Origin of the sequence: Acinetobacter sp. SH024, assembly GCF_000163635.1 — a bacterium.
Taxonomy (GTDB): Bacteria; Pseudomonadota; Gammaproteobacteria; order Pseudomonadales; family Moraxellaceae; genus Acinetobacter; species Acinetobacter pittii.
Genome location: NZ_GG753601.1, coordinates 444,710 through 463,902, shown reverse-complemented (window position 1 = coordinate 463,902; position 19,193 = coordinate 444,710). Strand labels below are relative to the sequence as shown.

27 protein-coding genes and 1 pseudogene are annotated in these 19,193 nt (G+C 38.1%); 9 read left to right on the top strand and 19 right to left on the bottom strand.

The genetic code is table 11. The annotated features are described in order from the left end of the window. Window positions 1–90: 90 nt before the first annotated feature. The 5 genes and pseudogenes from tsf to HMPREF0013_RS14840 all read left to right on the top strand — a co-directional run bounded on the left by tsf (window position 91) and on the right by HMPREF0013_RS14840 (window position 3,571). Window positions 91–966, top strand: a complete 876-nt coding sequence (gene tsf / locus HMPREF0013_RS14860) for a translation elongation factor Ts (RefSeq protein ID WP_002118238.1) — start codon at window positions 91–93, stop codon at window positions 964–966. A 65-nt stretch (window positions 967–1,031) separates the two neighbouring features. Continuing rightward, window positions 1,032–1,517: a DUF3465 domain-containing protein gene (locus tag HMPREF0013_RS14855; RefSeq protein ID WP_002118103.1), complete on the top strand. Its 486-nt coding sequence runs from the start codon at window positions 1,032–1,034 to the stop codon at window positions 1,515–1,517. A 105-nt stretch (window positions 1,518–1,622) separates the two neighbouring features. Next, window positions 1,623–2,447 (top strand): annotated as a pseudogene (locus HMPREF0013_RS14850) (AraC family transcriptional regulator). Between the two features lie 88 nt (window positions 2,448–2,535). Then, window positions 2,536–3,252 (top strand): AzlC family ABC transporter permease, encoded by a 717-nt coding sequence (locus tag HMPREF0013_RS14845; RefSeq protein ID WP_002118115.1) that lies wholly within the window; start codon window positions 2,536–2,538, stop codon window positions 3,250–3,252. 1 nt (window position 3,253) lies between these two features. Further along, entirely contained in the window at window positions 3,254–3,571 is a 318-nt protein-coding gene (locus HMPREF0013_RS14840) for an AzlD domain-containing protein (RefSeq protein WP_002118104.1), read from the top strand. A 43-nt stretch (window positions 3,572–3,614) separates the two neighbouring features. Here HMPREF0013_RS14840 and HMPREF0013_RS14835 read toward each other — a convergent pair whose 3' ends face one another. The 8 genes from HMPREF0013_RS14835 to HMPREF0013_RS14800 all read right to left on the bottom strand — a co-directional run bounded on the left by HMPREF0013_RS14835 (window position 3,615) and on the right by HMPREF0013_RS14800 (window position 11,015). Next, entirely contained in the window at window positions 3,615–4,064 is a 450-nt protein-coding gene (locus HMPREF0013_RS14835; protein ID WP_002118194.1) for a DUF962 domain-containing protein, read from the bottom strand. 572 nt (window positions 4,065–4,636) lie between these two features. Further along, entirely contained in the window at window positions 4,637–5,248 is a 612-nt protein-coding gene (locus tag HMPREF0013_RS14830) for a septal ring lytic transglycosylase RlpA family protein (protein ID WP_002118141.1), read from the bottom strand. 288 nt (window positions 5,249–5,536) lie between these two features. Beyond that, complete coding sequence (gene mltB, locus HMPREF0013_RS14825) at window positions 5,537–6,538, bottom strand: lytic murein transglycosylase B (protein WP_005068218.1); 1,002 nt, start codon at window positions 6,536–6,538, stop codon at window positions 5,537–5,539. 19 nt (window positions 6,539–6,557) lie between these two features. Further along, window positions 6,558–7,700 (bottom strand): rod shape-determining protein RodA, encoded by a 1,143-nt coding sequence (rodA, locus tag HMPREF0013_RS14820; protein WP_005068220.1) that lies wholly within the window; start codon window positions 7,698–7,700, stop codon window positions 6,558–6,560. 126 nt (window positions 7,701–7,826) lie between these two features. Continuing rightward, entirely contained in the window at window positions 7,827–8,477 is a 651-nt protein-coding gene (locus tag HMPREF0013_RS14815; protein WP_002118229.1) for a hypothetical protein, read from the bottom strand. Between the two features lie 23 nt (window positions 8,478–8,500). After that, complete coding sequence (gene queF / locus HMPREF0013_RS14810) at window positions 8,501–9,313, bottom strand: NADPH-dependent 7-cyano-7-deazaguanine reductase QueF (RefSeq protein ID WP_002118169.1); 813 nt, start codon at window positions 9,311–9,313, stop codon at window positions 8,501–8,503. Next, window positions 9,310–10,083: an ABC transporter permease gene (locus tag HMPREF0013_RS14805; protein WP_002118099.1), complete on the bottom strand. Its 774-nt coding sequence runs from the start codon at window positions 10,081–10,083 to the stop codon at window positions 9,310–9,312. Before HMPREF0013_RS14805 ends, queF begins: the two co-directional genes overlap by 4 nt. After that, the gene (locus tag HMPREF0013_RS14800) at window positions 10,080–11,015 is read right to left on the bottom strand and encodes an ABC transporter ATP-binding protein (protein WP_002118101.1); all 936 of its coding nucleotides are present in this window, start codon (window positions 11,013–11,015) and stop codon (window positions 10,080–10,082) included. Before HMPREF0013_RS14800 ends, HMPREF0013_RS14805 begins: the two co-directional genes overlap by 4 nt. Before the next feature lie 297 nt (window positions 11,016–11,312). Here HMPREF0013_RS14800 and HMPREF0013_RS14795 point away from each other — a divergent pair, with 297 nt between their 5' ends. Beyond that, window positions 11,313–12,299 (top strand): site-specific integrase, encoded by a 987-nt coding sequence (locus HMPREF0013_RS14795; RefSeq protein WP_005803731.1) that lies wholly within the window; start codon window positions 11,313–11,315, stop codon window positions 12,297–12,299. Here HMPREF0013_RS14795 and HMPREF0013_RS14790 read toward each other — a convergent pair. The 11 genes from HMPREF0013_RS14790 to HMPREF0013_RS14745 all read right to left on the bottom strand — a co-directional run bounded on the left by HMPREF0013_RS14790 (window position 12,296) and on the right by HMPREF0013_RS14745 (window position 17,911). Beyond that, window positions 12,296–12,565 carry a helix-turn-helix transcriptional regulator gene (locus tag HMPREF0013_RS14790; protein WP_000123991.1) on the bottom strand — a complete coding sequence of 90 codons (270 nt, stop codon included), beginning with the start codon at window positions 12,563–12,565 and terminating at the stop codon, window positions 12,296–12,298. The two genes, HMPREF0013_RS14795 and HMPREF0013_RS14790, sit on opposite strands and share 4 nt — an antisense overlap. A gap of 1 nt (window position 12,566) precedes the next feature. Further along, window positions 12,567–12,911 (bottom strand): hypothetical protein, encoded by a 345-nt coding sequence (locus HMPREF0013_RS14785; RefSeq protein WP_005803728.1) that lies wholly within the window; start codon window positions 12,909–12,911, stop codon window positions 12,567–12,569. After that, window positions 12,908–13,435, bottom strand: coding sequence for a DUF551 domain-containing protein (locus HMPREF0013_RS25310; protein WP_005803725.1), 528 nt, complete (start codon window positions 13,433–13,435; stop codon window positions 12,908–12,910). Before HMPREF0013_RS25310 ends, HMPREF0013_RS14785 begins: the two co-directional genes overlap by 4 nt. Further along, window positions 13,432–14,040 carry a lambda exonuclease family protein gene (locus tag HMPREF0013_RS14780; protein WP_025464128.1) on the bottom strand — a complete coding sequence of 203 codons (609 nt, stop codon included), beginning with the start codon at window positions 14,038–14,040 and terminating at the stop codon, window positions 13,432–13,434. Before HMPREF0013_RS14780 ends, HMPREF0013_RS25310 begins: the two co-directional genes overlap by 4 nt. Then, on the bottom strand, window positions 14,021–14,779 hold the full coding sequence (gene bet, locus HMPREF0013_RS14775; protein WP_000065871.1) for a phage recombination protein Bet: 759 nt from the start codon (window positions 14,777–14,779) through the stop codon (window positions 14,021–14,023). The genes HMPREF0013_RS14780 and bet overlap by 20 nt, the downstream gene beginning before the upstream one ends. 10 nt (window positions 14,780–14,789) lie before the next feature. Continuing rightward, window positions 14,790–15,803, bottom strand: coding sequence for a hypothetical protein (locus tag HMPREF0013_RS14770; protein ID WP_005803719.1), 1,014 nt, complete (start codon window positions 15,801–15,803; stop codon window positions 14,790–14,792). A 9-nt stretch (window positions 15,804–15,812) separates the two neighbouring features. Beyond that, a complete protein-coding gene (locus tag HMPREF0013_RS14765) occupies window positions 15,813–15,998 on the bottom strand; it encodes a DUF551 domain-containing protein (RefSeq protein WP_005803718.1) in 186 nt (61 codons plus the stop codon). Continuing rightward, entirely contained in the window at window positions 15,998–16,264 is a 267-nt protein-coding gene (locus tag HMPREF0013_RS14760; RefSeq protein WP_005803716.1) for a hypothetical protein, read from the bottom strand. The genes HMPREF0013_RS14765 and HMPREF0013_RS14760 overlap by 1 nt, the downstream gene beginning before the upstream one ends. A 19-nt stretch (window positions 16,265–16,283) precedes the next feature. Next, window positions 16,284–16,631 (bottom strand): hypothetical protein, encoded by a 348-nt coding sequence (locus tag HMPREF0013_RS14755; RefSeq protein WP_000508120.1) that lies wholly within the window; start codon window positions 16,629–16,631, stop codon window positions 16,284–16,286. A 237-nt stretch (window positions 16,632–16,868) separates the two neighbouring features. Next, window positions 16,869–17,222: a hypothetical protein gene (locus HMPREF0013_RS14750; RefSeq protein ID WP_001221213.1), complete on the bottom strand. Its 354-nt coding sequence runs from the start codon at window positions 17,220–17,222 to the stop codon at window positions 16,869–16,871. Then, a complete protein-coding gene (locus HMPREF0013_RS14745) occupies window positions 17,222–17,911 on the bottom strand; it encodes a LexA family transcriptional regulator (protein ID WP_001026716.1) in 690 nt (229 codons plus the stop codon). Before HMPREF0013_RS14745 ends, HMPREF0013_RS14750 begins: the two co-directional genes overlap by 1 nt. 113 nt (window positions 17,912–18,024) lie before the next feature. Here HMPREF0013_RS14745 and HMPREF0013_RS14740 point away from each other — a divergent pair, with 113 nt between their 5' ends. The 3 genes from HMPREF0013_RS14740 to HMPREF0013_RS0105450 form a co-directional block, all read left to right on the top strand. Then, a complete protein-coding gene (locus HMPREF0013_RS14740) occupies window positions 18,025–18,273 on the top strand; it encodes a YdaS family helix-turn-helix protein (RefSeq protein ID WP_001111170.1) in 249 nt (82 codons plus the stop codon). A 9-nt stretch (window positions 18,274–18,282) separates the two neighbouring features. Further along, window positions 18,283–18,609, top strand: coding sequence for a ribbon-helix-helix protein, CopG family (locus tag HMPREF0013_RS14735; protein ID WP_000818540.1), 327 nt, complete (start codon window positions 18,283–18,285; stop codon window positions 18,607–18,609). A gap of 15 nt (window positions 18,610–18,624) precedes the next feature. Beyond that, a partial coding sequence (locus HMPREF0013_RS0105450) for a replication protein (protein ID WP_228681030.1) occupies window positions 18,625–19,193 on the top strand: 569 nt, incomplete at its 3' end.

The window sequence follows — 19,193 nt, the reverse complement described above, 5'->3', positions numbered from 1 at the left end:
AATTAAGCGTCGAGAGTGCAAACGGCCCAGAGTTTCTTTGGGCCGTTTTTGTTGAAAAGATTTATTTTCTACCGATTTTAGGAGATCAACATGACTGCAATTACTGCAAGCATGGTAAAAGAATTACGTGACCGTACTGGTCTTGCAATGATGGAATGCAAAAAAGCATTAACAGAAGCGAACGGTGACATCGAGCTTGCTATTGATAACCTTCGTAAATCTGGTCAAGCTAAAGCTGCTAAAAAAGCTGGTAACATTGCTGCTGACGGTGCAATAACAATCGTTCAAGAAGGCAACAAAGCAATTTTAGTTGAAGTTAACTGTCAAACTGACTTCGTTGCTAAAGACGAAAACTTCTCTAACTTCTCAAAAGCTGTTGCTACTGCTGCTTTAGCTGCTGGTGAAACTGATGCTGCTAAAATCGCTGAATTAAAATTAGCAGACGGTCAATCAGTTGAAGAAGCTCGTATTGCACTTGTTCAAAAAATCGGTGAAAACATCCAAGTTCGTCGCGCGAAAATCGTTGAAGGCGAAAACTTGGCTATCTACAAACACGGTTTAAAAATCGGTGTTGTAGTTTCTTATACTGGTGATGCTGATACTGGTAAAGGTATTGCAATGCACGTTGCTGCATTCAACCCAGTAGCTGTAAATGCTGAAGCTGTTCCTGCTGACCTTATCGCTAAAGAAAAAGAAATTGCTGAAGCGAAAGCGTTAGAATCTGGTAAGCCAGCTAACATCGTTGAGAAAATGGTAACTGGTTCAGTTGATAAATACTTGAACGAAGTTGCTCTTGATCGTCAAATGTATGTAATCGACAATGACAAGAAAGTTGCTGATGTATTAAAAGCAACTGGTACTACTGTTGCTGAATTCGTACGTTTCGAAGTTGGTGAAGGTATTGAGAAGAAAGCAGAACTTAGCTTCGCTGAAGAAGTTGCTGCTGCTCAAGCTGCTGCGAAGTAATTCGTATCACAATAAAAAAAGCCCCATTGGGGCTTTTTTTATCTCAGTTAAAATAAGGGTATACAATGACAAATAAAAAAAATCTCAGTATTGCTGGTGTGATTATTTTATTGATTGCTGCGTATTTTGGTCTGGATTTATCTGGGCACAAGCAAAGTCAATTACCATCATCAACTATACCCGCAGCTCAGCGTAATGAAACTACACTTTCAAATAATGGGGTGGACACTGTAAAAGCTGCTTATGAGCAGAGACAAAGTAATGTTCAAGTGCAGGGAAGTGGTCGAGTCAAAGCAATTTTAAGAGATGATAATGATGGGTCAAGACACCAGAAATTCATTCTAGTATTAAAAAATGGTCTTTCAATTTTGGTTGCACATAATATCGATTTGGCACCTAAAATTTCTAATCTAAATAAAGGTGACATCGTTGAGTTTTATGGCGAATATGAATACAACTCAAAAGGTGGTGTACTACATTGGACTCATCGCGATCCACAAGGTCGTCATGAGGGTGGATGGCTTAAACATGACGGACAGATCTATCAATAAAGCTCACGTGAACGTTTAATCAGATTATTTTCATAGAGCAATTTTGTTCTATTCAGTTTGTTAAAACGTGCTATGGTTTTTTTATTGAATAGATGAGACGTATTTATGCAGCGGGAGCAAGCCGATTATCTGCATGTGCGAGAGTTGGGCGGTTTAGAGTTATTAAAAGCACATTATCACCAAACACAATTTTCAAAGCATACTCATGAAGGGTACTGTATTGGTGTGATTGAAGAAGGAGCACAGTCTTTTTTTAGGACGGGAAAGCTACATGTAGCTCCTAAAGGCGATATTATTTTAGTCAATGCTGACGAGATCCATACTGGTTCATCGGCTGTTGAATCAGGGTGGCGTTATTGAGCGATCTATCCAACACCTGAAATGTTAGCAGAAGTTAGCCAAGATTTTTTTGAAAATCCACATGGCGCCCCATGGTTTCCTCAAGCTGTGATTCGCGACCTAGGTTTGGCTCAACAGCTTTGCTTACTTTTTGATTTATTAGAACAAAAAGATAATTTCCTGCTCAAAGAAACGATGTATTTAACAACTTTAGCTTGTCTTATGAAGAGACATGGTAAATCAAATCATACTTTTTGTGAGTTACCAGAAGCATATTCAAAAATATTAAGAGTTAAAGAATTACTCGTAGAAATGCCTGAAACAAACTTTTCTTTACAAGATTTGGCTGACATGGTCGGCTTGAGCGCTTGGCATTTCTTAAGGCAATTTAAAAAATATGTAGGTCTGCCACCTCATGCTTGGCTTGTACAAGCACGTTTGCAAAAAGCAAGACAGTTATTAAAACAGGGGGACCAAATTGCCATGGTGGCACAACAATGTGGTTTTTCTGACCAAAGCCATTTTAACCGTCACTTTAAAAAAGCAATGGGCGTCACACCCACTCAATATGTAGCAAGTTTGAACATATAAATAAATTAGTTTTAAAGCAATTTTATCCAATATAAGTCGGCACTCATCAAGCATGGTATAGAGATGTTTCTTATATTGGATTTTATATATGAATATTCAGCTTAATCAGCCAGTTGGGTTTTCAAAAAATAAGCCATCCTATTTATTTTTACGTGGCGCAATGGATATTTTGCCCTTGTCAATTTCTATTATTCCGTGGGCAATCCTAGCGGGATCTATGGCAATTCATGCAGGATTATCTTTCTATAAAGCACTAGCAATGTCTGGACTCGTCTTTGCTGGAGCTGCTCAGTTGGTTAGTTTAAGCATGGCTATGGAAGGTGCATCTGTTTTTACAATTTATTTGACTATTTTCTTTTTAACGGCTCAGCATTTTATTTATGCATTAACTTTAAGAAATGACATTTCTATTTTGTCCTTGCCTAAACGATTGAGTTTAGGCTTTTTATTAACAGATGAATTGTTTGCGGTGAGTGCTCCATTTGAAAAAAGAAGTTCGGAATATCTGTTGGGAGCTGGACTGTGTTTTTATTTATTTTGGGTTGCTTTTAGTTTGGTGGGAATACTGCTGGCGACAGTGATACCTGATCTTTTAAATTACCATTTGGATTTTTCGATCGTTGCTATTTTTATTGCTATGATTGTGCCGTTATGTAAAGGATTTCCGGTCATAGCTGGGGTGCTAACAACTTGTTTAAGTGGGTTTTTATTTAAATTTTATCAAATTGAGGGTGCGATTTTACTTTCAGGATTAATGGGAATGTTAATTGCTGTTTTAACTGAAAAAATAGGTAAGGAGCAATAATATGTCTTGGTTTATGATTTTAGGCTTGGCAGCAATCGTCTTTTTTAATCGCTATTATTTTTTAGAACCTCAAGTGAAAATTAAACTGCCGCTTATTCTGAATAAGATGCTTAACTATTCTGCACCTTGTTTGTTAACTGCAATTTGTATTCCAGTTATTTTTTTCGATGGAGATCATTTAAGAGGCGTGATAAATAATCCTTATATTTATGCAGCAATCTTTTGTATTGTAATCGCTATGTACCTAAAAAAAGTTCTTTTAAGTGTGATAGCAAGTTTAGGATTTTTTTACTTTATAAATTTTCTAATAAATTACTAACATGCAAAAGCTGAATCGAAAGGATTCAGCTTTAAATTCATCTTTAAGCAAGAGCTTGTTTTTGTCTGCTTTTCCATTTAGGTAAAATTTTTGAGAGATAAGCATCCATACACCAAACTGGTCCAATCAATAGGAATTGTAAATCTTTAAAGAACGAGGGCTTTTTGCCTTCGACTTTATGTCCGTAAAATTGTCCAACCCAAGCAATCACAAAAATAGCGATATAAAACCCGACTCCTACAGGTAGGGTGTAAATGAGCCATGCCATAACAACAAGTAAGGCAGCCATTGCCACAGCAAGTACAAGATCTAAACGTGCATAAAATACTAAGGTCAACACAAGTAATAAAGCAGTAAGCAATGTGCTGAAATGCGCAATGATTCCAATAATAGAAAATAAAATGGCGGGAACGCAAAGCCAGTGAATTTGTTTATTGGTTGGATTTTGATGACTTTCGCTATATTCATCAAACCATTCAGTAATGGATTTCATTGGTAGCACACTCCTTGTTTTAACTTCGATTTATTTTTGTGAGTATATTTTAGCCTGTTCTTGAGGATCTCGACAAGAAACCAACACTATTCAACTATAGGGAGCGTTGTATTAAAAAAACTAAGAAAGGGCAAACGAAAAAATAATATGACTGTGGTTGAAAAGGTGGTCAATTCGACCTCAAGAATGGGGCAATTTTTCATAATATTTTTTCTGTGTTGCTAGATGATGAAATCATCTAAAAAAGCGTAATTTTGAGATTGATGGGAAAATTGTATGAAAAAGCTCTACTCATCTACTCTAAAAACGCCATAAATAGCCTTTATTTTGGAAAAATGGTACTAGGGTAGCGCAAATTTAAAAAAGACGCTCTAAACGCAAATTGGACGTAAAATTAACTGGTATTAAATAAACATGGTTTTTTGTTTAAAAAATATTCAAATTCAGAGCTAGATAAGGGGCAAAAAAAGAGGATTTTTTAACTTTACGTTAGGAATTATTTTGATAACTTAAAATATAAAAAAGCCGCAGAAAAAATTGCGGCTTTTTACATGAACTCGAGAGGCTATAACTTATGAAGTTGGGCCATCAACACGCTCAATATTTACTTTAGCAGTTCCAGCATTGGTAATACCAAGACGTTTAGCTGCACCGTATGATAGGTCAAGTACACGGTTGCCATGGAAAGGACCACGGTCATTTACTTTTACAACCACACTTTTACCATTGTCTTTATTCGTTACTCGAATGTAACAGTTCAACGGTAGGCTACGGTGAGCAGCAGTTAAAGCATTCATGTCGAATGTTTCACCACTTGCAGTTTTACGGCCATGGAATTGGCGGCCATACCAAGATGCCATACCAGTTTGGCTAAACTTACGAACAGTGTTTGAAGCTACTGTGTTAAGTTTTTCAATCACTGAAGGCTCATCTTCAGGGATTTCAATTTTTGCTGCGATAGCTTGACGACGGATTTGATCGCCAGAACGTTCAGTGATTGAAAGACTGTTAATGTTAGAAAAACGAGAATTAAAGTTTTGAGTATCTTTACTCAATACACGTGCTGCTAGATTAGGACCATCTACATCACTGTTTAATGATGATGACTGCACCATTTCAGCGTGCAGTGGGGCCATACTTAAACTAGCCGTCAGTGCAAGAACGTATTTCAGCGATAACTGCATTTGTATAAACTCCTGAGAACATGTACTTTTTCTTTCAGCCATTGACTGAAATTTAAAGTGAACATGCCTTATTATTCACTTTTGCAATTGCTATATTGGGGTGGATAATATTCATCGGTTACGGAGAGTGTCTAGTCTTTAACGAGAAATCTTTACAAAAAGGGCAAAAACTTACAGTTTTAGGATAAAAAATAATCAATAATGTAACAAGTTATTAAAAATGTATGTATTGTGATCTATTTAACAAAAATATTTATTGACTTTTACATAAAGCATAAAAAAGCTAGCCTATCGGCTAGCTACTTCGGTGCCTAATAACCATACAGCTGTAGCGTACATGCGGCTCTTGTTATAAGTCGTAATCACTTGAAAATTCGGGTAAGTTAAATAGTAAATTGGTCCATTATAGTCTTGTAATTGAATAACATTCACCATATCGAGATCATCAATTTTAACTAAAGGATTCAATGGAGAAATACCAAGTGTCTTTAATGCACCATATGGGAAAGGTTGCGTTAAATCTTTAGCAATAATACTTTCTGGATTTGACCCAGTGTAACGAGCCATAAACCCGATCGGTTGGTCGCGTTGCCAACCTTGTTTTGCTAAGTAGTTTGCAATTGAACCAATAGCATCTTCTGCTGAGTTTCTTAAGTCGATATGTCCATTGCCGTCATAATCCACCCCATATTTACTAATATTGCTTGGCATAAATTGTGGATAGCCAATCGCACCTGCATAGGAACCTACAATACTATTTGTTGGATAGCCTTCTTTATAAGTCCAAGCAATAAGAGCAGCTAGCTCATCACCAAAATATTCAGCACGGCGAGGGTAGCCAAAAGCAAGCGTAGCTAAAGCATCACGTGTAATAAAAGAACCTTTATTTGCGCCATAACCTGTTTCAACGCCCAAAATACCTAAAATGACAGCTTGAGATACGCCATATTGTTGTTCTGCACGATTTAACGCATCTGCATATTGATTTTTAAAACGGACACCACGTTGAATTGTGCCTTCGACCAAGAACATAGAGCGATAATCATACCAAGGCTTACTTTCACCCGGACGAGTCATAATATTTAGAATGTTTGGTAAATTTTTTGCACCACTCATGGCTGCATCGACTTGATCGCTACTTAAGCCATAAGCATTCATCGTTTTTTGTTTAAAATTCAAATAATCAGGATGTGTTGCAAAATCGTTGGCCTGAGCGAAATGACTTGTACTGATTAAGCCAGTACACAAAGCGAGCATTTTTAAAGTTTTATTTAAGTGTTGAGACAACATATCGTTTTAAAATTCCAGATTATCGATGTGTATGAATGGACATGACTAAACCAAAGGTGGCCATTAAAGTAATAATAGCTGTTCCGCCATAACTCATAAAAGGTAAAGGAACACCTACTACAGGTAAAATACCACTGACCATTCCCGCATTTACAAATACATAAACAAAAAAAGACAAACCAAAGGCGCCAGCAACTAAACGTCCATAGTTATGGAAGCTTTGTAAACCGATCTGGAATGTTCTAAAAATAATGGCAAAATAAAGGATTACTAAAATAAGTACACCGATGAGTCCAAATTCTTCGGAATATGCAGCAATAATAAAGTCAGTATGTCCTTCGGGTAAAAAGTGTAAATGTGATTGGGTGCCTTCAAGGAAGCCTTTACCTGAAAAACCACCAGAACCAATTGCAGTTTTAGATTGAATAATATTCCAACCCGTACCGAGTGCATCTGCCTCTGGATCAAGTAAGGTTAAAACCCTTTGGCGTTGATAGTCGTGTAAAAGAAATTCCCATGCAATTGGAATTACGATTGCTGCACATGCGGCAGCTGCACCAATCATTCGCCATGATAGTCCACTTAAAAATAAGACAAATATACCGCTTGCTAATACTAAAAGTGATGTTCCTAAATCAGGTTGTTCTGCAATCAGTAAAAAGGGAATACCAATTAACATTAATGATAAAACAACTTGTGAAAAACTAGGGGGAAGAGGTTTTCGTGCTAAAAACCATGCAATCATCATCGGCATGCCGATTTTCATGAACTCACTGGGTTGGACACTCCCGAAACCCGGAATATCAATCCAGCGCTGAGCACCCATTCGGACTTCACCAAATACCATAACTGCCACAAGCGAAAATAGGCCGAACAAATAAAAGTATGGGGAAAACGCTTGATAGACCTTAGGCGGAATTTGGGCTAGACCAAACATTACTAAAAAGCCAATACCAAAACTCATGGCTTGCTTACTAACCAGACCTACATCCTGTGCCGAAGCACTATATAGTACAGTTAAACCTAATAGCGCATTTAACAGCAAAAATAGACATAACCAAGGGTCAATGTGGAGTTGTTGCCACCTTGATGGTTGCATAGCGGTGCTAAGACCATCTCGAGGAGCTTGGCGTAAAAACTTATATTGTGGGCTAGGAGACATGCGGCGTTAACTAGGTCAATCAGTGCTTGGCGCATGCTAACATAAACCTGATTAATGGCAATGTATATCAATATTTTGCAATAAAAAAACCTAGCTCTCGCTAGGTTTCCGATAAGCTATTTCTTATTAGTTAAAGAATAGACTTTCGTGATATTCAGCCATCGCTTTTAGTTCAGTGCGATTTAAGCTAGGGATGAGTTTGTCGATCGCAATATGAACTGCTTTTGTTACAGCTGCCGCACCAATATCAGCTGCTTTACGCTTAATCATGCCAAGGTCTAATGTCTTATTAAAATCAGACATAAAATGTTTAACCATAGCATCTCCAAACTGTTTATACAGTTCAGCCAATGCAGCTTTATTGATATCATTACCCGCCTTAAGCTCAGTGAAGTTATGCTGAAGATTAGTGACTAAACTAGGATCTAGAGTTACACCTACTTTATATTGACCTTGTGGATCTTTAAATAAGCTTTTTTCAGAGAACTCTACTGACTGTTTAACAACATCGTTTGGCGCTTTGCTTAACAATTGTTTTAAAAGAACAGCGACTGTTGATTTGACATAGCCTGCTAGTTTTTCGGCAGTATCGCGCTTTTCACTTGCAGGGAAGTGCTGAACTAACTGAATTAAGACATTATCAATAATCTCTTCATTAAGTTGTAAAGCAATCTTATCGCGAAGTGGGTATAAAGGCTCACTAGAATTTTTGTTCGCAATTCCAGTTTGTATATCGTTCAATAAGCCTTCAGAAGGGGTAAAACCAAAAAACGGCATGGTGTATCCTCAAATTATTCGTTTTATTGTCGTGCCAATCGAATCGGTTTTGGCATCCATGAAAGATCCGATACTCGGCAAGGGTTAATATCAAGTCCGCCGCGACGAGTATAAGTTGCATAAACCATCAGCTTATCAGGCTGCAAATTTTGCCAAATATCCGCAAAAATCTGCTCGACACACTGTTCGTGAAAGCCGTTATGCTGACGGTACGAGATAATATAAGCTAAAACACTACGATAACAAGGTTTTTTGCCCTTAAAACGGATAAAAACTGTACCCCAATCTGGTTGTCCCGTGACTGGGCAGTTACTTCTTAAAAGATGAGAATATAGTTCAATTTCGACTTCTTCATCAGACGCATCTCGTTTTAAAAGAGTCGCATCTGGATGTTGCTCTAAACGCTCTGGATCTAAGTCATCAATACAAATGCCTTGAGGTTTAGAAATGTCTAAATCATCTACTTGAAATAAGGTTAACTCAACTTTTGCACCTGCCGCAGCAGATAGATCTTTTTCAACCGTTTCAATAAACGACTGTTTAGAGTCAAACTGAGTGAAGTTAAGGCTATTGAAGTAAAGTTTTAATGACTTTGATTCAATCAAATTTGGTGAAGAAGCTGGCAGTGTAATTCTGCCAATAGCAACTTGCGGGATAGCATGAGCGTTTAACCATGAAATTTCAAAAACATGCCACCAATCTTTACCTTGTGTAATACCTTCAATATGCGAGTAGGCTTCACGAGACTGAGCACGAGCAATTGGAAATAAAACATCAGGTTGATAGTTAGTTGGATATTGAGTTTCTTTACCCAATAAAGACTGTTCGACACTCATTCACGCATTCCTGAACCACGAGCAAGTAAATAGTAGGCAATTCCGTAAAGTACAGCACAGCATAATGTCACAATGATTAAAGAGAACGTAACGTTCACGTCACTATGACCTAAAATGCCGAAACGGAAAGCGTTAACCATATACACAATAGGATTAATTAAAGAAAGTTTTTGCCAAAAAGGGCCAAGTGCACTAATGGCATAGAACACACCACCTAAATAGGTTAAAGGTGTAAGGACAAAGGTTGGAATAATAGAAATATCATCAAATGATTTTGCATAGACTGCATTAATGAAGCCGCCTAAGGAAAATAAAACAGATGTAATTAAGACTGTATATATAGTTACGAACCAGTTATGTATAAAAAGGTCTGTAAAGAACATACTCATTGTCGTCACAATTGCTCCGACCAATACACCACGGCAAATACCACCAATGACATAGCCCCACAAAATAATATGTAGTGGCACTGGACTCATAATCAGTTCTTCAATGCTCTTTTGGAATTTCACACTAAAGAAACTTGAAGATACGTTAGCATAACTGTTGGTAATAACCGCCATCATGATGAGGCCGGGTACGATAAACTGCATGTAGCTCACGCCGCCCATTTGTCCAATGCGCGAACCAACCAAATTACCAAAAATGACAAAGTACAAACTCATCGTGATCGCAGGTGGTAACAAGGTTTGTGGCCAAATACGTAGAAATCGGCGTACTTCTTTACGAACTAGAGTCCAGAGGGCAATTTGCAGTTGGCTAAAATTCATTTTGCCTCTCCTTCAAGATTTTTCTCAACCATTTTGACGAATAGCTCTTCTAGACGGTTCGATTTGTTTCGCATACTACGAACACGAATACCTTGTGATTCTAAAAGTTGGAATAAGTCATTTAATGTATGTGCTTTATCCATCGTCACTTCTAAAGTGCTGCTATCAATTAAGTTGAACTTCACACCAATAATATTTAACTGGAGTGGGGCAATGGGTTCTGCCAAATCGAAAATAAAAGATTCTTCACTCAGCTGATTTAAGAAACTTTTCATGCTGGTGTCTTCTTTAATGACACCGCGGTCAATGATAGCAATTTGACGACACAACATTTCTGCTTCTTCGAGATAATGTGTAGTCAAAATAATAGAAGTACCGCTTTCGTTCATTTCGGTTAGAAAATCCCACATAGAGCGGCGTAATTCAATATCAACACCCGCAGTGGGCTCATCTAAAATAAGAAGTTTAGGTTCATGCATCATGGCACGGGCAATCATGAGACGGCGTTTCATACCACCCGATAGCATACGTGCTTGTATATTGCGTTTTTCCCAGAGGCCTAGCTTTTCTAAATAATGTTCGGCACGTTTTTCTGCAATCTTTTTATGAATGCCGTAATAACCAGCTTGGGTGACTAAAATATCGAACGCTTTTTCAAACTGTCCAAAGTTAAATTCTTGAGGGACAACGCCAAGTTGTTGTTTTGCCAAGGATGGATGAGTGTCGAGATTGTGTCCAAAAATCTCAACTGTTCCTTCGGTTTTTTTCGTGAGGGAACTGATAATACCAATGGTTGTTGATTTGCCGGCACCATTTGGGCCTAACAACGCATAAAATTCACCTTCAGGCACAGTGAGGTTAATACCTTTTAACGCCTGAAAACCATTACGATATGTTTTGGACAAATCTCTTAAAACCAAAGCATCAGTCATGAAATTCTCACATTATGAAAGAGGGGTATATTTTGAGCGATAATGATTAATAAACCAAGTAAAATAGTCGGAATTTTATAAAATTGAGATAAATTTATGAAGTTATTATATATAAACTGGTGCGCCCGGCGGGCACTTGACTAAAAATAACAACTTCTTAGGTTTTTTTATCTTTTCTTATTATTTCATACAAAACAAACAAATGCCAAATTAGCCAATAATCTGTACTTCTATTATTTCTTATCTTTTCCTATTATTTCGGTTATCACAATTACGCCAAGATTACGCCACAAAATTATGGCTTCATTTAGACAACGCAACGACACATGGCGAGCCGAGATAAGTGTAAACGGAATTCGCGAAAGTGCAACCTTTGATACAAAAGCTCAGGCTAGGGCTTGGGCATCTAAACGCGAGACTCAGTTACGCGAACAATCGCATGGCAAATTACCAGATCACTCTTTTTTAGAAGCTATTGAACGCTACTTAAATGAAGTGAGTGTTAAAAAGAAAACTCATGAGAATGAAGTTAAGCGAATGGCTTTCTTCAAGCGTGAGTATAAAAAGCTATGTCAAAAACAATTGGCCAAAGTCACAACTGACGATTTAGTGCAATGGCGCGACTCCCGATTAAAAGAAGTGCAGGGTGCTACTGTCAGACGTGAAGCAAATATTTTAGCTTCTTTATTTACTGTTGCCCGGAAAGAATGGAAGTGGATTAAAGAGTCTCCAATGGCCGACTTGACTTTACCGCCACCATCAAAGCACCGAGATAGACGAATTGCTCAGGATGAGATTGATAGATTATGTCTTGCAGCAAATTGGGATAACAATGTACCAGTAAATTCAACTCAGCAAATTATTATTGCCTTTCTCTTTGCGATTGAGACAGCTATGCGTGCTGGTGAGATTGTTGGGTTGACTTGGGATCGTGTTTATTTAAAAGATAGATATTTAGTTTTAACTGAAACAAAGAATGGTACTAAACGAAATGTACCACTATCTAAGCGTGCAGTTGAGTTGCTTACTTTATTAAAAGGTCTTGATAAAAAGCAGGTCTTTACTTGTAATTCCCAAAGCTTTGATACGCTTTGGCGTAAATTAAGAGATAGATGTCAAATCACTGATTTGCATTTCCATGATACACGCCATGAGGCTTGTACACGCCTTGCAAGGAAATTAGAAGTTTTAGACTTGGCTCGTATGATTGGGCATAAAGACTTAAGAAGCTTGATGGTCTATTACAATGCTACTGCAAGTGAAATTGCAACGAGGCTAGATTAGCCCCGTTTGCGTGGTCTTCCTTTCTTTGGCTCATCATCTGATTGTTCATTCAACCAGTTTGACAACTCTGCCAAGTTCCATCGTCTTCCTTGACCGCACTTAATAACATAGCGCGGTTTAGGGAAGGTTGGTAGGCAGCAAACTGCCGCCTTAAAATGTACATCTCGATATCCCAAGAACTCAGCAGCTTGGGAGTCATTAAGCCAGATGTCCGAAGGTGGTAACGCTACTACAAAGTTACTACCTATATTCGCAATTGCTGTCATTTCACCCCTCCTTACTTTCCGCTTTAACTTCTTTTGCAAACAACGCTTCTGCACCATCTTCAGTAAAGCCGATATCTATTAAGAAAAACCCATGTGGCGCAATCGGATCCCACTTCGACAAATCCGCAGAATCCATAATTTCTTCAAATAGATCTTCTGAAACACTTCCTTCTAAATAAAATCTAGTGGTCACAATATTGAAATGCTTTTTCAGTTGATCCCAATCTTCTTGACTCAACCATTCTTGGTCAGCATGATTTTCATCTAGGTACTTAAGATATTCAGGATGTGCCCAACAGCCCATTTCATCTCTGATAATCTCAGTTGGTTTTAATTGATTAATCATCCCTCAGCTCCCGATTCGCTTGCTTCTTTTAGTGGCTTCCAATGAGTTACTTTTTCCTCAATAAAATAACTAGAATACTCATCACCAATGTATGCTGTATTTGCATACCATCCTTCTTTGATATAACCGCAGCCGCGCTCTTCATCATAGTCATACCAATCATCATCACCGTGATACTCTTCAGTGAACTTAGGAATAAAATGAGCAACCATTTGGTTTTGGTTCTTAACGGGGTTTGCATCTATCAAAACAAGCACATTTCGTAATGACTCAGGCATGTGATCATCAACTGAAATCCAAGTTGGCACCGCCTGAGCTTTGGCTTTTTCTTGCCACCCGAACCAAGCACCATTTAATAAAGGTTGATCTTTTTCGGCCTCAATTAATTCAAAAACATTTCCTTTAATCACACAGTCTTTAATTTGATAACTATTAAATTCTTCAGACCATTCAAATTTGTGGATTATTGTTTTGACGAATTCATTTGCTTCAAAAGCCTCTCTTTCCTTATTCAAATCTGTCATGCTGCCACCTTCAATGCTTTAATTGCGTCATCTATAGCTTGGTTGAATTTGCGAACATCTTGCTCTAGTGCTTCTATAGCCAAGTCTCTGGCATAGACACGAATGATGATGATCTGTAGTCCTTCTGGTAGACGTGGGTCATAGCTCACAAAGTCACACCATTCACGACGAGTACAAGCCAATTGACTAGTGATTTGTGGGATGTACTCATCTGGCACTTGTTTAGTCAGAAGGGTATTCAAATGCGTTGTAGTGTCTGGGCACTTAACTTCTATTTGACCTTTAACAAGTACAAGCCCATCTGGTGAAGCCCCAAACATTTCAATGAAAGGGTGGTCAATTAAACCTGTTCCAACTACAAAGTTACCCGTCTCATTTTCATAAGCTGCGATTGCATGAGGCTCATTGTCGATACCCCATTGCATAGCTTGGTTTGTGAAGATTTCCTTCTGAACGCCAGTGAGGCGCTCAGCTAGAATTGTTAAACCCAGTGCATTTAAAGCTTTACCTTTATTAGGCTTTGCATTTAAATCCTTTACTCGGCTTGCTGTGACTTTGCCACAGCGTTCTGAATGCCAATCTTCACTACGCTGGAGAATGTTCATACACTTGCCCTTGTGGTTGATCAGCATGTTGTGCTGCTTCTTTCAATGACGCACTATGTTTAGTCCAGAAGTATTTTTTGCAGTCACCTTGCGGTAATTCAGCGTAGCCAGTTTGCAAAGCTTCTGTACCTTCCATGGCCAAAGCGCGCATGTTGTCTAAATGTTGCTGCTCATAAGCTTCATAACCTTGAGGAAGATCTGAACTAACGGTCTGAACGGTAGGGATATGACAATCATCAATACGACGAGCTTCGTCTTCGTCATAAATACCTGAGAATCCAAAAGCAACACGGGCACATTGAATTAAAGCCTTATGACGTAGCATCCGTTTTGGGTATTTTTTCCAAGGTTCTGAATTACCCTGACATTCAGACAAGTATTCAGTTACAACAGTAGGGTGGTTACGGTCTTTACGGAAAATCTTGCATGTGCATGACTCGTCGTCTTGTTCAAACTGGATACCATCACATACAGGATTGTCATTAATAATGCGCGCCCACCCATCAATACCAACAACTGGTGTGATGCCCCCACCTTTGGCAGGGAATGCATAAATTTCTTTTGTAAAAGGGTTTAGCTTGTACTGGTTTGCAACAATTAATAGAGAGAGAAATTCATCATTTGTTGCTTTCTTAAATACTGTATTAACAAGAGTATTTGCTAACTCAGCAGGATCAACATCTTGCATATTAAAAGCTGATGCAATCTTGCTAACTTGCGACAAAACAATATTACTCATCTTCTTATCCTCAAAACTTAATAGATACGTGTGGAACTAGGCCTTTATTGATTGCCTGCAAAATCTCTTTGCTTTTTGCTTCATCAATACCCAAAGCCAATAAACCCTTAAGTGCTTCATTACAGATTTTTTTACGGTGTGCTTGGTTAGCTTGGCGCGCTTCTTCTGCTTGGCGTTCGGCCTCTAGCTTCACAGCTTGTTCAGCCTCAATACGTTTACGTTCTGCTTCGGCAGCATGTTGAGCACGCAATTCAGCAGCTTCTTTTTCAGCCTTTAATCGAGCTTCGCGTTGTTCTGCCTCAGCCTTTTCACGTTGTACACGTTCAGCTTCAAAACGTGCTTTTTCTTCCGCCTCACGGGTCGCTTTTTCGGCAGCTTCACGGGCAATCTGAGCCTCACGTTCTTGTTGCTGGCGAAGTATTTCAGCTTGGCGAAGACGCTCTAATTCAGCCTGCTCGGCTTCATGTTTTTCACGAGCAACAAGAGTTGTACGAAGTGCTTCAATAGTTTCAAATTTTGCAAGTTTTGCTTCCTGCTCATATTCATCAAGAGATGAGTCAACAACTAAACTCTCTAGGGAGTCGATAGCTTTTTTGATTTCCAGTGATGGAAGATCAAAACAAAGACCATACATAACTTTGATATTTGAAATAACCTGGCTATGCTTCGCTACACGGTCTTTCTCAGCTTGCTCCCAAGCATCACGAGGCGCTAAAACCTCATCACGTAATAAATCAAGCTTCTTAACAATTGAGATTCGATCATCATCAATCACTTTGATTTGAGCTTTTTGTTCAGCTACTAATTCTTTTCCACATTTCTCAATAAGAGTTTTTGACTTACTGATTTTTAACGCAAGCGAACCAATCGCATCACGGCCTTTTTTAGTGCTTACATCTGGCACATGAGAACAAACTTCTTGAGCAATGCGCTCATACAATTCATCTGTACCGCCACGTTTAGCGAAAGCCGCTACAATTACGTTGTGTTCTAATACTTGTAATTCGTTTACTGGCGCATTCATAATCTTCTCCTAATTCTTTGGTAATCTTGGGAAAGGCATCCAATGAGTAACCAACTCACCTGAACAACAATCGTTAATGAAGTGGTTTTCTCCCTCTATTAGAAGAGTGCCGTAATATTTCTGACCTAAGTTGTCTACTAACAGAACCATTTCATATTCATATGGTTTCTCGTCTTCAATCTTGATCCACTCCATCACCCACCTCTCAACTCATTTCTAATTTCAGCCAATCTTTTTAACGTTTCGCTTAAGTAGGCGATCTTTGTCTTAATAGAGAACTGATCGCTTAGCTCCAATTGGATTTGCTCAGTACCGCGACCTACATAGCGAAGATGAATCCAATTGCCACCGTCAGTGATTACTGTATCTTTCTCACTAGAAAGTGGGAGCAGGGCATTTACAGAATCTTTAATAAGAGCTTGAAGTCTTGATACTTCGATAATTTCAGGATGTGCATTCATGACATTCACCATGGAGCGCTTAAATGCGCTCTCTAATCCCTGATTCGATAAGGTCTTTAATCTCAACTACGTCCAAGCGATCAACGTAAGCTAAGACCTCGCCATCTTCGTCATAAACGCGAATGTCTTTAATCTCGTTAATTTCAACTTCACGCCAAGCTTGATAGCCGTTGCCATCAATTGAATACTGAGCATCAAAATCAACTTCTAATGTGAACTTTTCATTTGCAGTTTGAAGTACTGCTTGTTCATTTTCAGGGTCGATTGATTCAACTTTGAAAGGAGCTGCAACCGTTACAGGTTCTTTGTTAGCTGGGGTAAATGCATAAGCAGCAGTTAGAGCACTAACTACTCCTACGAATCCCATGGATTTGACTATGTTGGCTTTTATATTCATACTTATCTCCGCATTTGATGCAAACCGCCTAGACTCTGACCCCTATGGCGGTTTTTGTTTGTCGATGAGATAAATTTAGCAAAATACTAAATTTAGTACAATACTAAATACAAATAAATTATCTAATTATTTTTAGTTTTTTACTAAACTTTTGTTTTGTATAGACATAAAAAAACCCACCTATAGTGGGCTTTACTTTAGTAAAAATTATTTTTTAATTTTTCTTGCAGCATGCTTTAGCATTATATTCTTAATTCTTTCAACTTCTGGTGTAAATTCAAACTCATACTTATATTCATGTCTTATAATGCTCTTCATAATAATCGCATCATGATCAATCAATAAATGTAGTTGCTCTAAATTAGCAAGTACTCCAGATTTTCTAGGATTAAGCTTTTGCAATCTTATAATATTTGCTGAAATTTCCTGAGAAAGCTCATTGGGTATAACTCTTAAATCAATTCCATATTGCTTTAAAGTGCCTCTTAAAGCGTGGTTGGCAAGCTGATAAGGAAAAAACCAATAAGCAAATGGCAACCATATCATATGCAGTATTCTCATTATATATCCCTATATAAACCTACAACTTTGCCTACTAATCGGCAATCTTCTGTCAATCTGATAATTTTTTCAGGCCAATCTGGATTTAATGGCTCTAAATATCGATTATTCCCTTCAATGATAAGTTTTTTAAAGGTGGCTTCAGTTTCTCCAGCACAAGCCACAATAACTAAATCATTAGTTTGCAAGTCAAATGTTTGTATATCAGGATTGACATAAATCCTATCGCCCGGCTCAAAGCGTGGCAACATTGAATTTCCGGTAATTTTTAAACCATAACCATTTTTACCACACTTGGTATTTGGCGGAAGAAATTCGTCAACTACTGCATCACGTAAAACCGTTTCAATTGGTGAAAATGATCCAGCAGCTACCCAAGAGATAACTGGCACTAAGCGACCTTCTGTAGTAATTTTTTCTTTCAAGTCAACATTGTTGTCTAATCTTGCATCATTTGAATTCTCTCTATCCATAAACCCATCGGGTAATCCATAAGCTTTTTCAATTTTTCTTGCTAATGGGTTTCCTACAGCGGCTGGCTTTCCATTATTCCCTATAGTGCCGTTAATAATTTGGCTCAAATAAGCAGCAGCTGTGCCTACTTGGTTCGCAAAATCCTTTTGGGAGCCATTAGCTTTTTGTTCGATTAATTGAAGAAGATTATTTCTTCGGATGTCTGAAATATTCATATGCACAATCTAATAGTAAAAAACTAAAAACAAAATGTGTAAAAGACTAAACATAGCTTGCAAATACTTTAGTAAAATACTAAATTAGTAGTTGAGTATTTATGGAGCTTGTTATGCCAGCCTTACGAAATTTAAAAACTGCTTCAAAATCAAAGAAGCATGTAAAAAGTTTGCTTTCTTATATCAAGTCAAAAAGCAAAGAGGATTTAGAAGTTTTCGCAAAGTCTTGCGGAACTACCGTAAACAACCTTTTTCAAATTGCTTATGGAGGAAGTGTTTCTGCAACACTCTCAAAAACAATAAATAAAGAAAGTGAAGGAAAAATTTCACTATCTGACCTTCGTCCTGACGTTTTTTCTTGAGTAAAAGCTATGGCTGAGAAATTAACCGCAAGTGTCACCTTTAAGTGCACGGATGAAATGAAAATCAAATTAGAGCGTATTGCGCGTTCTAGAAAGTTAAACGGCTCATCAGAGCTAATGCGTATAGCTGCCATGGACATAATCTTCGAGGTTGAGGAGATGCTTAATTGTCTCCAAATGCCAATCGATCTGACCACAGTTACCGAAGATACAAGGAATACACCTGAGCCGTTTGAATTAGAAATGGCACCAAATCCACATAAGCCACAGGCACAAAAAAAGCCCAATTGTCGTAACCAATTGAGCCTAATTTGCCATTCCAATGCAAAGCAATGAAATGAGAACTGAAATATGAATTTAGCATACAAACACGACTCTCCACAAGGTGAAGTTATCGAGTTTCCAAAACATGAGCGACAAGTTATGTCCAGTAAAATTGGGGGTGAAAATGTGTCGTATACAAAAAAACCGAATCTTTTTTTTGATGAGGTTATGTCTCAAGTAAGTGGCAATGCATATAAGTGTTTAGATGTCATTGTTCGCTGCACTTTTGGGTACCACAAAGACACAGCCCAAATTTCTGAACATGCTTTTATGAGCCAAACAGGAATCAAGAGAAAAGAGACGCTTCGAGCTGCAATTTCAGAACTTGAGAAGTTGAAACTTATCTTTGTTGATAGAAAAAGTGGGGTGACAAATCAATTCACTCTTACTCATAACCAATATGATAAATCAGTACCAGCACTAGAAAATAGTCCCAGTACTAATAATCCGTCCGAGACCAGTACTAATAATCCGTCCGAGACCAGTACTAATAATCCGTCCGAGACCAGTACTAATAATCCGTCCGAGACCAGTACTAATAATCCGTCCGAGACCAGTACTAATAATCCGTCCGAGACCAGTACTAATAAGTCCGT

Excerpts from the sequence above, each read along its gene's own strand:
- tsf (WP_002118238.1), top strand. The coding sequence starts at position 91 with ATGACTGCAATTACTGCAAGCATGGTAAAAGAATTACGTGACCGTACT.
- HMPREF0013_RS14855 (WP_002118103.1), top strand. The coding sequence starts at position 1,032 with ATGACAAATAAAAAAAATCTCAGTATTGCTGGTGTGATTATTTTATTG.
- HMPREF0013_RS14845 (WP_002118115.1), top strand. The coding sequence starts at position 2,536 with ATGAATATTCAGCTTAATCAGCCAGTTGGGTTTTCAAAAAATAAGCCA.
- HMPREF0013_RS14840 (WP_002118104.1), top strand. The coding sequence starts at position 3,254 with ATGTCTTGGTTTATGATTTTAGGCTTGGCAGCAATCGTCTTTTTTAAT.
- HMPREF0013_RS14835 (WP_002118194.1), bottom strand. The coding sequence starts at position 4,064 with ATGAAATCCATTACTGAATGGTTTGATGAATATAGCGAAAGTCATCAA.
- HMPREF0013_RS14830 (WP_002118141.1), bottom strand. The coding sequence starts at position 5,248 with ATGCAGTTATCGCTGAAATACGTTCTTGCACTGACGGCTAGTTTAAGT.
- mltB (WP_005068218.1), bottom strand. The coding sequence starts at position 6,538 with ATGTTGTCTCAACACTTAAATAAAACTTTAAAAATGCTCGCTTTGTGT.
- rodA (WP_005068220.1), bottom strand. The coding sequence starts at position 7,700 with ATGTCTCCTAGCCCACAATATAAGTTTTTACGCCAAGCTCCTCGAGAT.
- HMPREF0013_RS14815 (WP_002118229.1), bottom strand. The coding sequence starts at position 8,477 with ATGCCGTTTTTTGGTTTTACCCCTTCTGAAGGCTTATTGAACGATATA.
- queF (WP_002118169.1), bottom strand. The coding sequence starts at position 9,313 with ATGAGTGTCGAACAGTCTTTATTGGGTAAAGAAACTCAATATCCAACT.
- HMPREF0013_RS14805 (WP_002118099.1), bottom strand. The coding sequence starts at position 10,083 with ATGAATTTTAGCCAACTGCAAATTGCCCTCTGGACTCTAGTTCGTAAA.
- HMPREF0013_RS14800 (WP_002118101.1), bottom strand. The coding sequence starts at position 11,015 with ATGACTGATGCTTTGGTTTTAAGAGATTTGTCCAAAACATATCGTAAT.
- HMPREF0013_RS14795 (WP_005803731.1), top strand. The coding sequence starts at position 11,313 with ATGGCTTCATTTAGACAACGCAACGACACATGGCGAGCCGAGATAAGT.
- HMPREF0013_RS14790 (WP_000123991.1), bottom strand. The coding sequence starts at position 12,565 with ATGACAGCAATTGCGAATATAGGTAGTAACTTTGTAGTAGCGTTACCA.
- HMPREF0013_RS14785 (WP_005803728.1), bottom strand. The coding sequence starts at position 12,911 with ATGATTAATCAATTAAAACCAACTGAGATTATCAGAGATGAAATGGGC.
- HMPREF0013_RS25310 (WP_005803725.1), bottom strand. The coding sequence starts at position 13,435 with ATGACAGATTTGAATAAGGAAAGAGAGGCTTTTGAAGCAAATGAATTC.
- HMPREF0013_RS14780 (WP_025464128.1), bottom strand. The coding sequence starts at position 14,040 with ATGAACATTCTCCAGCGTAGTGAAGATTGGCATTCAGAACGCTGTGGC.
- bet (WP_000065871.1), bottom strand. The coding sequence starts at position 14,779 with ATGAGTAATATTGTTTTGTCGCAAGTTAGCAAGATTGCATCAGCTTTT.
- HMPREF0013_RS14770 (WP_005803719.1), bottom strand. The coding sequence starts at position 15,803 with ATGAATGCGCCAGTAAACGAATTACAAGTATTAGAACACAACGTAATT.
- HMPREF0013_RS14765 (WP_005803718.1), bottom strand. The coding sequence starts at position 15,998 with ATGGAGTGGATCAAGATTGAAGACGAGAAACCATATGAATATGAAATG.
- HMPREF0013_RS14760 (WP_005803716.1), bottom strand. The coding sequence starts at position 16,264 with ATGAATGCACATCCTGAAATTATCGAAGTATCAAGACTTCAAGCTCTT.
- HMPREF0013_RS14755 (WP_000508120.1), bottom strand. The coding sequence starts at position 16,631 with ATGGGATTCGTAGGAGTAGTTAGTGCTCTAACTGCTGCTTATGCATTT.
- HMPREF0013_RS14750 (WP_001221213.1), bottom strand. The coding sequence starts at position 17,222 with ATGAGAATACTGCATATGATATGGTTGCCATTTGCTTATTGGTTTTTT.
- HMPREF0013_RS14745 (WP_001026716.1), bottom strand. The coding sequence starts at position 17,911 with ATGAATATTTCAGACATCCGAAGAAATAATCTTCTTCAATTAATCGAA.
- HMPREF0013_RS14740 (WP_001111170.1), top strand. The coding sequence starts at position 18,025 with ATGCCAGCCTTACGAAATTTAAAAACTGCTTCAAAATCAAAGAAGCAT.
- HMPREF0013_RS14735 (WP_000818540.1), top strand. The coding sequence starts at position 18,283 with ATGGCTGAGAAATTAACCGCAAGTGTCACCTTTAAGTGCACGGATGAA.